The sequence below is a fragment of the Nakamurella panacisegetis genome (assembly GCF_900104535.1).
In the GTDB taxonomy this organism is placed as follows: domain Bacteria; phylum Actinomycetota; class Actinomycetes; order Mycobacteriales; family Nakamurellaceae; genus Nakamurella; species Nakamurella panacisegetis.
In genome coordinates, this window is sequence record NZ_LT629710.1 from 728,412 (window position 1) to 740,323 (window position 11,912).

An 11,912-nucleotide genomic window follows, 5' to 3' on the forward strand; every position below is an offset into this window, starting at 1 on the left:
CTCTACTCCCAAAAATAGCCGGGCTGTACGGCTGTCGCGTTGGTCTTTGGATTGAACTCCAGCCGGTAGGCACGACCGATGTGCGGACGTAGCCGGTCGTACGCAGACCGATCGATTTCGGTGTCGGTAGACAGCAGAATGACCTGGTGACTGGCGTACGGAAAGTACCGATCTAGGAGATGCTCCCGATGGGAGCCGTCGAGACGACCGAGCGGTGTGTCGATGATGACCGGTAGTGGCTGGCCGGCGGCGCGGGCAAGCCCCCACAACAGGGCGACAGCCAGAAGTTGTCGCTCGCCGGCGGATAGCTCCTGAGCGGCAAGTGGACGCCCGTCGAGTCCTGTCAGCTCGACAGTGTGGGAATCAGCGTCGATGGCCACAGCGGTGATGAGCTTGTCCTTACGCAGCAGTCGACCCAGTGCTTCCAGGATCAGCTCTGAGATTCGATCAAGGTGACGTCGCGTTGCGGCGGCACGCAGGCCTTCGAGCGTCACGCGCACTCGGTCAACGTGTTCAATGAGCCGACGCCCGTCATCGGCTGCCATGTTGGCATGCGCTGCCTTATCGAGGGCGCCTTCGTAAGCCGAATCGGCTCGAGCCCGATCAGTGCGCAGCGACGTCAAGCGTTCGCTGGCATGCTCCAGCGATGATTCAGCGCGGATCGTTTCCGCCGCGGCTTCGTCACGCTGGATGCGAAGGGGCACCAGCGTCTCAGGGTCTGGCATTGCTACTAGCACTCGCTCCGCTTGATCGAGTTCGCTGCGCGTCATAATCCGGCGTTCTAGGAGCCCTTCGAGCCGCCGCCGGGCGGAAGGCAGAACCCTGAGCAGAGCGTCGGTCCCGCCTGCATCGCGGAGCCCGGATACTTGTTTGGCTTGTGCAAACTTTGCCCGCTCATCCCGGTCGGCTGTCAAAAATTGCTCGATGGACCGAAGCGTCACCGCATTCACTGCGTCAGATGCTAGCTGCGCAAGCACGGCAGCGTCGCGCTTCTCTACGACGTCCACGACAAGGAGTTCACGGTGGGCAGCCGATTCGCGGTGCACCTGTTCAGACAGACCTCGCAACAACTCGGTGGTTTGCAGGAGCGGCGCCGCTTCGCTTACCTCGCTTCGTATTTCGTCTTCGATCCTGGCCAGCTCAGTTCGAAGCAGCGTCACGGTGGTCTCAGCTGAGTCGCGTTGATCTAGCAAGTCTCCACCGGCCGACCGGTAACGCTCAGCCAGTTCGAACAGGCGCTTGTTGGACCGCTCAAGCTCGACTCGGACGGTGGCTACGGCATCTGCCGCAGCCTCCTCGGCCTGCCGAAGAGAGGTAACCGTCCTTTGCCGCTCTTGCACGGTCTCGCGCAGCACATCCGGTACCTGTTGCGACCGATGGCGACGGCGAAGTACGGCAAGGTCGGTTGTCAGGCGCTCGACGAGATCGAGCCCCAGAAGGGCTGCGAGCGCCGATCCTAATACCTGACGGGACCGCTCCATGTCGGCCAAGGCCTCGATCTGCTCGCCATCGAAGAAGAAGAGGCCAGCGATACCGCGCGGGAGGAAGGTCTCAACATGTTCGCTCCAGGTAGAGGTGAGCGCGTGATCGTGTCGACCGTCAACCATCACTAAGAGGATCTCGCGGATGTATGCGCCGGTACTTCGCCAGCTACGCCTAATCCAGAACCGACGTTCTTCACCCTCCTGATGTGCATGGAAGGTCAGCTCAATCGCCGCCCCCTCCGTCTCCGGCACACCGCGGTGGATCAGGCTCCGCAAGTAGCTGTCATAGCTGCCCGAACGGCGCCCTGAAGGCTGAGCGAGAGCGCCGTACAGGGCTACATGGATTGCCTCGAGCACAGTAGTCTTGCCCGCTCCGTTGAGGCCGCCTATGAGAACGACCGGTTTTTTGGTGGACGGCGGCGTCAACGGTATCGAGTGCCGCCCCGCAAAGGTGCCGACATTGTGCAGGACCAGTTCATCCAGGATCACGGGGCCACCACGGCATCGGTTCGGCGGACAAAACCGTCGGCAATATCGAGAGGGTCGGGTTCGGGTTCGCCCGTAGGCGTCCGATCGATCGCGGCTCTCCTTTGGTGGGCTCGGGCGGTGGCGTCGGCCTCATCGTCGTAAAAGCCGCGTCGCAATGCCTTTTCAAGGGAGTCGAACAAGCCGGCCCGGCGAGCCTGCGAACGGTGTCGTTGTTCAATGTCGAGCAGCTCGCGTACGAGTTCGAAGTGAAGCCGGTCTTCGCCAGCAACCTCTTGTAATACCTGGACTGTCTCTGGCCCAAGCGGCAGGTGCTCATCGAGCGGCTTACCCGGGTACTGCACTCCTATTGCAGCTTCATAGATTCCGGGCAGGTGGTCCTCGAATTCGTGCTTGTCGACCACCCACATCCGCCGAATCTCTTCCAGCTCGGCGAGCGTGACCAATTCAAGCGAGTTCACGTAGTCCGGACCGTTTGCACGGATCCAAGCCTGCGCCTCAAGCAACCGTCTTAGCCAGTTCTCGCGGGCCGCCTGAGTATATGGTCCAGGGATAGGCTTGTCGTGGAACAGCTGAACAGAGCCATTCATCCTTCGAAAGTCACGCAGGTGCCGGTCGTCTGCGACATCCAGCTCGTTGCGCAGATCAAGAAGCGGGAGCATCCACTCCTTCTCCTCATCGTTTTGGATCATGGCGGACATCGACTTGTCTTTATCCACGAGCGTGCATGTCCAGCAGCCAAACCGACTGTCGCCGCAGCTCGGAGTCGTGGAATCTACGACTAGTGGGCACTCGCCGTCGGGCGAAGCACCCTGATACATGGTCAGAAGCTCCTTGTTGGAGTAGCCCCAGGGGTTGGCGCTCTGCATGAGGAACGTCCACACATCGTCGTTGGACCAGTTCTCCACCGGCGAATAGACTAGGCAGTTTGGAAGGGAGTCGTTCGGGCTCAGCAGGTCGCGGACACGCCGAGACTCAAGGTCGGTCATGCGGTGCGAACGACCTGAGCTCTCAGCCTTCCGGGTACCAAGTACCAGGATTGCCTCGCCATGGGATCTGACCATCTCGCGGATGAAGGTGTTGGACGGCTTGATCTTGAGACGCTCAGTGCACCAGCGAAACTTTGGTCGAGGTGCGGGGTAACCGCGCCCGATCAGATTGACCCAGAACGTGTCCGTGACCGCCGGGGTAAGTCGATGCGGTGTAATCGGCAAGTGCTGAGCAGTGGCCGCCGCGCCGAGCACGTCCAACGAGTGTGTCACCCAGGCAGCGACCACCGGATTCTCCACCAGAGTGTCGGTGCTGATGATGTGCACCGGCTTCGTTCGTTGGTCAACGTCAAGGCCCGCCAGCGCCATCCAGACGAGCTGCAAAACGGCCGTGGAATCCTTACCCCCGGAGTACCCAACGACCCAGGGCACACCGTCAGCAAGGTAGAGCTGCTGGGTGGTGGCAACTAGCGCATCAATCGTGCCGGCGAAGCCGTCGTCATCGAATGCAGAGTGCGTCCGTGGTCGGATCGGCAGGCTCTTCCTGGTCATTTTTCTCCTCTAGTGAACGCATCTTCTGCTCGCTGCTCTTCAGGTGGCAGCGGCATACCCAGCGCTGTGCGAATTGCAGCGGTGGTGAGCAAGACATTTCCGGCACTCTTGCTTACCTTGCCACCTAGAATCGCACGGCCTTCCCAAACAGTGGCGTTTGCGCGGTGCCAGTCGATTGTGCGCAACTTGCGCAATCTTGTCTCCCAACTCGCCGGGTCCTTCTTGGCGAGGAGCATGCTGTTCCCGATTTTGCCAAGTGCGTGGAAGACGATGCCGTGACTGTGAATAAAGTCGCGTCGAATTTCTCCGGCGCTCACCTCGCGGTTGCGCACCTGATGCCACTCTGGGAATTGATCTGACACGCGCTCCCAGTAGCTGGTGGCAAGGTCAACTCGACGTTCGAATGAGGACGTTTCCACACCATCAAGGAGTGCCTTGTTGGCGTTGTACAGGGCCGACAGGGTAAACAACTTGCGCGAGCGGGCAGCAAGATTGCTCGTCTCCATCTCGGTTAGATCGACGAAGAAGGTGGAGCGCATCACTAGTAGCTTTGTGATGCTCGACATCTCATCGCGGTGGTCGTAGAGAACACCGATGGACTTCGACGGGCGGATGGCGTAGCGGTTCAGGTCGGCAAACATCTGCTGACAGCGGTCGAGCCCAACGTCGATGAACATGACGATTGCGATGCTCTCGTCACCGAGTTCTGGGTTCTCGACTAGGGCCTGTTGGATGGCGGCGCGTCGGTGCTGGCCATCGTTGATGACGAACTTGGCCGACATAGGGATGGTGAGCGTGCCGACTCGCTCCCCCCGCCCGCCGCCCGTGTCAAACGCCTCGAAGTTGACCTCCGCGTTGATGGAAGCCGTCAGCGCCGAGAAGACGTAGGTGGTGGGGTTCTCAGCGACGTACCGGGCGATCTCCGGCACGCGGGCCTTGTTCAAGGTCCGCTGCGCCCTCATCTCCGGTGGAAGCTCCTCGTCGTCGAAGACAAAGAGCCTTGGGATCAGGCGTAACGGACACATTGTCACGTAGTACTCACGGCCGGCCTGGACACCGCGGATGGCCGGGAACACGTATTCGAAGACCGCCGATCGAGATCGGGCGGCCGGTGCGGTACTGGCGTCGTTCATCTTCGTCTGAGTCACCTTCATTGCCTACCAGCCGGACTCGTCTGTACGGAAGAGCAGATCCGTACATGTTACAGGAGTCCTCCATACATGGGTCCGAACTTGCGCGTAGGATTCCCCCATGACGGTAGTGAGCGGCACCGACAGCCACGGTTTCGACGACCTGGAGATCGAGCCCGGACGGCCCATCTACCTCGACTGCAATGCGACAACACCCGTTGACCCCCGTGTGCAGGCAGAGGTTCTGACCTTCATGGCTCAGGAGTTCGGGAACGCCGGCAGCCGTACGCACGGGTACGGCCAGACCGCCAAGGAACGCGTCAACCTCGCCCGCCGCCAGGTGGCGGACGTGGTCGCATGCAAGCCCGAAGAGGTCATCTTCACCAGCGGTGCGACCGAGAGCGACAACCTCGCAATCCTCGGACTGGCGGCGCATGGCGAGCTAACCGCCAAGCGTCACATCATCAGCAGCCAGATCGAGCACAAGGCCGTTCTTGAGCCGCTTGAGGCGCTCGCGAAGCGTGGATGGACAGTGACGCTGCTAGCGCCTACCCCTGGAGGGTGGGTCGACCCAGAATCGGTCCGAGCCGCGCTGCGCCCCGACACGCTCCTCGTGTCGATCATGAGCGCGAACAACGAGACTGGCGTCATCCAGCCCATCGAGCAGATTGCAGATGTCCTGTCGAACCACGACGCGTACTTCCACGTAGACGGCGCGCAGGGGTTCGGCAAGCTGATCGGACAACTTCGCACACAACGCATCGATCTGATCTCAGTATCAGGTCACAAGATCTTTGCGCCAAAGGGCATCGGGGCCCTGATCGTTCGACGACGTGGATACAGCCGTGCACCGCTCGAGCCGCTGATGTACGGCGGCGGTCAGGAACGCGGTCTGCGACCCGGCACGTTGCCGGTTGCGCTGATCGCCGGCCTTGGGCTCGCTTCGGCTCTCGCATTAGAAGAGCGCGGGCGTCGAAGGGCGGAAAGCGAGGCGGTACGCCACCAAGCGCTGGCCGCACTCACTCCGCTCGGCATTGTTCTAAACGGTGACGGGGACTGTCTCCTTTCCAGCACACTCAACTTCTCGGTACCGGGGGTTGATTCCGAGGCCGCGATCGTGGCTCTGAAGGACGTAGTCGCTGTATCTAACGGATCAGCGTGTACATCCCAAAGCTACGAACCAAGTCATGTCCTGACCGCGGCAGGACTCGAGGATGCTCAGGTGGCTGGAGCCCTTCGGTTCTCTTGGAGCTATTTGACCCCGGATGTCCCCTGGACCGCTGTTGCCGATCGGCTTGCCCGGCTCAGCCAGCGGTGACCTGTGTTGGATGTAGCCGGACCGTTGGGGAGTTATCGGCGAAGATGGAGAGCTGAAGGACGACGTCACCGTAGTCATGGACCCGTTTCACGTCGTGAGGTTGGCCGGACAGAGCCTGGAGCTATGTCGCCGCCGCGTGCACCAGCAGAGCCTCGGTCACCGTGGCCGCGCCGGGGATCCGCTGTATTCGGCGCGCCGCACCCGATCGACCGGCGCGGATCTGCTCACCGAGAACCAGCGGCGACGGATCTCGGCTCTGTTCGCCGACGACCAGCATCTGGAGGTGGAGGCGACCTGGGGTGTCTACCAGGCGATGGTCGGTGCCTACCGTGACCCCGACCGATCCGCCGGCAAGACCAAGATGAAGCAGCTCATCGACACCCTGGCCAGCGGCGTTCCCGCCGCTCTGAGCGAGGTCCGGACTCTCGGACGGACGTTGAAGCAACGGGCCGCCGACGTCCTGGCCTACTTCGACCGGCCGGGCACCAGCAACGGACCGACCGAGGCGATCAACGGGCGTCTGGAGCACCTCCGCGGGTCGGCTCTGGGCTCAGGAACCTGACCAACTACGTCGCCAGGTCGCTGTTGGAAGCCGGCGGGTTCAGACCAGGACTACTGGCAGGTCCCCGTTTTGTAGGCCGGGCAGTGCTAGAGCCTTGGGGTTGATGGTTCGATCTCACAGCCCACCGGTTGGTGGGTGTGGGTGCACTGGGCACCGTACTCGGCGGGTGTGAGGTAGCCCAGCGCCGAGTGGCGGTGCCGATGGTTGTGGTCTTCCTTGAAGTCGCCGATGACCACTCGGGCTTCTCGGAGGTTCGTCCAGTGGTTGCGGTTCAGGCATTCCCTTCGGAGTCGGTTGTTGAATGATTCGATGTGCCCGTTGTTCCAGGGCGTGCCGGGCGGGATGTAGATCAGGCCGACCTTGTTGCGGCAAAAGTCCTGCAGTGCATCGGAGATGAACTCGGGGCCGTTGTCCATGCGCAGCACCTGGGGTGGGCCGCCGCACTCGTCGAACGCCTGCTGCAGGTGTGTGACCAGGCGGTCGGCGGTGATCGACCGCTCGACGATGTGCAGCATCGACTGCCGGGTGTGTTCGTCGATCATCGACGCGATCTTGATGGCCTTCCCGTCGACGGTCGAGTCGTATTGGAAGTCGATGGCCCACACCACCTTCGGCGCGTCCGCCGCGATCTGCGGGACGCTGTTGATGCCGACGCGTTTGCGGGGGTGGTAGATCCTGACCTGCAGTCCTTCGTCCATCCAGAGGCGGTGGACCTTTTTCTTGTTCACCTGCCGGCCCTCGTCGTGCCGCAACGCAGCCCAGGCTCGCCGGAACCCGTGCAGCGGGTGCTGGGTGGCGTAGCGGCGCAGCCAGGCCCGCAGGTCAGCGTCCGGATCCGCCGGTGTCTGAGCGATCGGGCGGCGCTGGTAGGTGGACCGATTGAGCCCAACAGCTCTGCACGCCAACCGCTGCGACAGTTTCATTGTGTCGATGAGCATGTCCACCGCGCGGCGTGCCGCTGCCGGGCTCAGAATTTTCCCTTCGCCACCTCCCGCAAGGCGTCCTTCTCCAGCTCCGCCTCGGCCAGCAGCCGCTTCAGTCGGCTGTTCTGCTCTCGAAGGTCCTTGAGCTCTTTCGCGGAGTCGCCGTCCAACCCGCCGTACTGCCGGCGCCAGTTGTACAACGTCGGCGCCGACACCTCCAGCTCCGCGGCGACCTCTTCCATCGTCCTCCCCGCAGCGGTCAACTCATCCGCCCGGCGCAGCTTGCGAACAATGTCCTCCGCCGAATGACGCTTCCTACCAGCCATCCCGATCATGTCCTTCCTGCCCCTCACCTGGGGCAACAGGACTCTAAATCAACTCGGCCTCATCCACCGGGGACACGCCACTACGCCGTCGATTGTGATGAGCCGAACCGGCCGCGGCCACCTTATGATTGCCGGGTTGCATGTCTGACAACATCAGTGCTGCGACTCAACGTAACGGGTGCCGTACAGCATCTCGTGTCGAACCGATTGCGACCCCTGGGACGTGAGGCGGGATGAACCACCCCGGCATGTCCGGACACTTACGGGTTTGAGAACGCAGCGGGTTGCTGGGCTCTGATTTGAGCGTAGTGGGCCTGCTCGAGCTCCACCGGTGGGAGGTCGCCGTTGTGCTCATAGAGGCGGCGGTGGTTGAACCAGTCGACCCATTCCAGGGTGGCGACTTCGACCTGCTCGACGGTCCGCCACGGGCCGCGGGGCTTGATCAGCTCGGTCTTGTAGAGCCCGTTGATCGTCTCGGCCAGAGCATTGTCGAAACTATCCCCGGTGCGACCAACGGAGGCGTCGATGCCCGCGTCGGCCAGCCGCTCGGTGAACGCCACTGACGTGTATTGAGATCCGCGGTCGTTGTGGTGAATCAACCCCGAAAGGTCCTGCACCCCTTCACGTTGCCGGGTCCAGATGGCATGCTCGATTGCGTCCAAGACCAGCTGTGCGGTCATCGTCGCCGCCGATCGCCAACCCACGATCCGACGGGAGTAGGCATCGATCACGAACGCCACGTAGACCCACCCGGACCACGTCGAAACATACGTGAAGTCGGCCACCCACAAGCGATCCGGCGACCCCGGGTCGAAATGACGATCCACCAGATCACTTGCCCGTTTCGCTTGCGGGTCGGCGATAGTGGTGCGTTTAACCTTGCCCCGACGAGCACCGACCAGACCGAGCCGGCGCATCAGCCGCTCCACCGTGCACCGGGCCACCGCGGTGCCCTCCCGGTTCAGCGTCAACCACACCTTCCGCGCCCCGTAGACGCCGTAGTTCTCCGCATGCACCGCACTGACCTGCGCGGACAGCGCCTCGTCCCGGACAGCGCGGGCGGAGGGCTGCTGGTGGGTGCGGTCGTAGTAGGTGGACGACGCGATCTTGCAGCCGTGCTCGGTGAGCACCCGGCAGATCGTCCCGACGCCGTATTCCGCCTTGTGCTGATCGATGTAGCTGATGATCACTTCTGTCGGCGGTCGAGCTCCGCCGCGAAAAAAGTTGACGCCGACTTCAATATCTCGTTGGCCCGCTTCAACTCTCGGTTCTCCGCCCGCAACTTCCGCAGCTCCTCCGCCGCCTCGGTCGACACCCCCGGCCGTTTACCGGCATCGACCTCGGCGCGGCGGACCCAGTTCTGCACCGTCTGCGCAGTCCCGATCCCCAACTTCGCCGCGACCGACTCCACCGCCGCCCACTCCGACCCATGATCGGACCGGATCTCCGCCACCATCCGCACCGCCCGGTCCTTCAACTCGGCCGGGTACCGCTTCGACGTACTCGCCATGACTCCATCTTTCCTAACAAGAGGAGTGTCCGGACATGCCGGGGTGACTCACCAGATGGAAAGCACTTACTACGAACATCCGCTATCCGAGTTCAGATACGCGGTTAGAGGACCTGGCCGCAAATTCCTATCTTTTCATCGTTCGTGAAACCACGTTGCCCCGTAGAACACGAGATAATGTGAAGATTTCTACCTACTTTGACAATTTTTAAGGCACCTTTCACCCAGTCGCGAGCGACATCTGCCGGCCGATCGATTTCCGCCGGAAATTTCATTGGGCAAGGGCCGGCCAAGCTAAGATACGCAGTAGCAGAAAGTGGGTCATGAGGAGTTCTCCACACGGGAACACATTGCCCGACTCGGTACACTATTTTAAAGCAAACGTAAGTGCTGGTTGTCTCCACCCAATTCCGGCCATCGCTTTTACATTGCTTGGTCATGCTAGCGTATGATCCCACGAGCGCCACCTGGATTAGCGACGACTTGCTCGCACAGCTAACCGGCGCTGGAAACGAGTAGTAACTATTGGTCGACGCCGTCGCGATCTCATAGCTTGACTTGGAAAGGCACTGTCCGACCGACGGAGTACGGTCTGAACGCGATGAAACCACTGCTTTTGTTGACGTCTTTCCAGCGGTATTCTTGCCACTCGTAGTAGCTCGTGCTGGTGGACTGCTGACACTAGAACGGGCGCCCGTCGACACTGTCGATTTGCTTGAAGCTGTGCTTGCGCCGTCGTCCGATGCAGACCCACGCAATGACCCAATGAGCCCAAGCGTAGCTGTGAGCACCCACGCCGTTATACCGAGCCAATGCCTTGTACTCAAGTTTGCGATCCTGCGTTTAGCAAGGCGGACCAAAAAGCATCCATATGCCACGGCAAAACGTCCAATGTACCTGTACGGTCACGAGAGACATGAACAGCTTTCCCACGTGGCAACCGGGATATGTCTTCGGGTTCGAAAACACGCCGCCGTTCAGCGACTTGCCGAGCGGTCGTCCATTGGTCGAGCTCAGCAATCACGGCTTGCGTTGGAGAAAGTGTATCAATACGGTTGCGGATGTGGTCTCGCATTCGCTGAGCAGCGAGACGCGTGCCAGTCTTATTCCGAGTTAGCTCACGGCGTTTCACCGGTTCGGCAGAACAAGCAGCCTCCAGTTCAGTGCGCTCACTAATTAGTCGTGCTTCATCAGCAAACCGGTTACCCATCGGAAGGTTAGGCTTCACCTCAACCTTTAGGTCATGAACAACGCGACGCCCCAGCATCTCACCTAAGGAGGCAAGATAGTCTACATTCCGGAGACCCCCGAATACCTCGATATGTGTCGCGGAACCCAGTACTATCGAGGCCTCCGATCACCATCGAGTCGACTGACCTGGTTCTTGCATCCCCAAGGCACACTGAATTCCGTCCCCGGCCCCTGCAGTAAGAAGAGTCGGCAAGTGAGGTAGCGGCGCGACATTCGCCACCTCATCCAGAGCAAGCAGCAGTGTTCCGTCTCTTCGAGTAGCAGCGGCCTTCCTCCATGCGGCGGTGACGGCCTCGACGAGCGCCGTGACTAACGGTTGAACAGCCTTTGCTCGTTCATGACGAATTATGATAAACAGCGTGTTCCAACCAGCTACAAACTCGGCCAAACTTATCCATTCAACTGCTTCGTCCTGGGGGTACAGAAACTGCCCCAATATTGAGCTGAAACAGTGGCGTATACGCTCTGGCGCGTCTCAGCCGCCATCTGATTTGGATCAACTATTCCGGACAGCACCAGCCGCGCCGGATGATAGTCGTGGGTATGATATTCAATAAGGTCTTGGTAATACTGGACTTCACCACGCCTGATTCGGCCAACCATTACGCGATCCGACTCGGACGCAAGAGCCGCAGCGAAAAGGCACCCGGCCAACAAATCGCGAGCTGCATCTCGGAAGAAGCCGTTTTTCTCATCGTGGATCGCAGTGGCCGCGAGAACATTCGCTCGATCGAGCGCTGTACCCCAGTCCGCACATCCGTCGGTCACTGACCACGATCGGCGCGGGCTCCGTGACTCCTGAGGCTCATCGAATATGAGTGTGGCCACCATAGATCCGGCTCGGCTGGCGATCTCCTGCCGGGCTGCAAGCGTTGCCGATACTATGTCGGCACGCGTTGAGGTCACAACCACTGGTCCGGGGTGGACGGCCACTGACGGAATCAGTAGTCCGCTCGTCTTCCCACAACGGGGCGGTCCAAGCACCAACGAGTGGTCAGCGCTCGATGCAAATAGCGGCACCGAGTTTTCTCGCCCGAGATAGATAGAGCGAGCGTCCTGCAGAAGCCGCCTTGCCTGATCGTATGCGCTCACAAGGTGCCCTCCCGTTCCGTGCGCATGGATGCTACCGGCGAGGTCCGGCCGGGCCCGTTGGGGGACGGACCGACGCTACCTGCCTCAGAACCGGAGGTGTGGGCGGTGTTGCCTTTGCCACTGCGGGCCGAGGTACAGCGGGCCCTGCCTTTGCGACTGCTGGCGGCGTGGGAGGCTTGGGCGGTGGCGCACTCGTCTTGGCGACAGAGCGAGCTGGCACTGGCGGTCGAGGAGGCCCAGGCGGCGTATTCGATGATCGTGCATTAACGGAGGACTGAGGCCCCTGTAG

At 61.2% G+C, this 11,912-nt stretch carries 9 protein-coding genes, 1 pseudogene and 1 other annotated feature; of the genes and pseudogenes, 3 read left to right on the forward strand and 7 right to left on the reverse strand.

Going from position 1 to position 11,912, the window contains the following annotated elements; translation table 11 throughout:
- Positions 1 to 2: 2 nt before the first annotated feature.
- The 3 genes from dndD to dndB are packed head-to-tail and all read right to left on the reverse strand — an operon-like array spanning position 3 to position 4,644.
- Positions 3 to 1,973, reverse strand: a complete 1,971-nt coding sequence (gene dndD, locus BLS97_RS03165; protein ID WP_090474563.1) for a DNA sulfur modification protein DndD — start codon at positions 1,971 to 1,973, stop codon at positions 3 to 5.
- Complete coding sequence (gene dndC, locus BLS97_RS03170; RefSeq protein WP_090474564.1) at positions 1,970 to 3,511, reverse strand: DNA phosphorothioation system sulfurtransferase DndC; 1,542 nt, start codon at positions 3,509 to 3,511, stop codon at positions 1,970 to 1,972. Before dndC ends, dndD begins: the two co-directional genes overlap by 4 nt.
- Complete coding sequence (dndB, locus tag BLS97_RS03175; protein ID WP_090481183.1) at positions 3,508 to 4,644, reverse strand: DNA sulfur modification protein DndB; 1,137 nt, start codon at positions 4,642 to 4,644, stop codon at positions 3,508 to 3,510. The genes dndC and dndB overlap by 4 nt, the downstream gene beginning before the upstream one ends.
- Positions 4,645 to 4,762: 118 nt before the next feature.
- On the opposite strand from dndB, the gene dndA reads away from it, so the two are divergent.
- Both dndA and BLS97_RS03185 read left to right on the forward strand, forming a co-directional pair.
- Positions 4,763 to 5,959 carry a cysteine desulfurase DndA gene (gene dndA / locus BLS97_RS03180; RefSeq protein WP_090474565.1) on the forward strand — a complete coding sequence of 399 codons (1,197 nt, stop codon included), beginning with the start codon at positions 4,763 to 4,765 and terminating at the stop codon, positions 5,957 to 5,959.
- Between the two features lie 61 nt (positions 5,960 to 6,020).
- Positions 6,021 to 6,625, forward strand: a pseudogene (locus BLS97_RS03185) (transposase); the annotation flags it as partial.
- On the opposite strand, the gene BLS97_RS03190 reads toward BLS97_RS03185, so the two are convergent.
- From BLS97_RS03190 to BLS97_RS24390, 4 genes are all read right to left on the reverse strand, one after another.
- A protein-coding gene (locus BLS97_RS03190) for an IS3 family transposase (RefSeq protein WP_407938038.1) occupies positions 6,608 to 7,770 on the reverse strand; the annotation gives its coding sequence in 2 pieces (ribosomal slippage) (positions 6,608 to 7,503 and positions 7,503 to 7,770; 1,164 coding nt in all). The pseudogene BLS97_RS03185 and the gene BLS97_RS03190 overlap by 18 nt on opposite strands.
- Before the next feature lie 260 nt (positions 7,771 to 8,030).
- Positions 8,031 to 9,280 (reverse strand): IS3 family transposase gene (locus BLS97_RS03195; protein ID WP_231988327.1). Its coding sequence is split into 2 segments (ribosomal slippage): positions 8,031 to 8,995 and positions 8,995 to 9,280, totalling 1,251 coding nucleotides; the frame shifts between segments, so codons are not numbered across the junction.
- Positions 8,868 to 8,996, reverse strand: a sequence feature (AL1L pseudoknot). Its footprint overlaps the gene before it by 129 nt.
- Positions 9,281 to 10,637: 1,357 nt before the next feature.
- Entirely contained in the window at positions 10,638 to 10,967 is a 330-nt protein-coding gene (locus BLS97_RS24330; protein ID WP_331710756.1) for a type IV secretion system DNA-binding domain-containing protein, read from the reverse strand.
- Complete coding sequence (locus tag BLS97_RS24390; RefSeq protein WP_157695139.1) at positions 10,922 to 11,623, reverse strand: type IV secretory system conjugative DNA transfer family protein; 702 nt, start codon at positions 11,621 to 11,623, stop codon at positions 10,922 to 10,924. The genes BLS97_RS24330 and BLS97_RS24390 overlap by 46 nt, the downstream gene beginning before the upstream one ends.
- A gap of 105 nt (positions 11,624 to 11,728) precedes the next feature.
- Here BLS97_RS24390 and BLS97_RS22600 point away from each other — a divergent pair, with 105 nt between their 5' ends.
- Positions 11,729 to 11,890 carry a hypothetical protein gene (locus BLS97_RS22600; RefSeq protein ID WP_157695140.1) on the forward strand — a complete coding sequence of 54 codons (162 nt, stop codon included), beginning with the start codon at positions 11,729 to 11,731 and terminating at the stop codon, positions 11,888 to 11,890.
- Positions 11,891 to 11,912 lie beyond the last annotated feature (22 nt).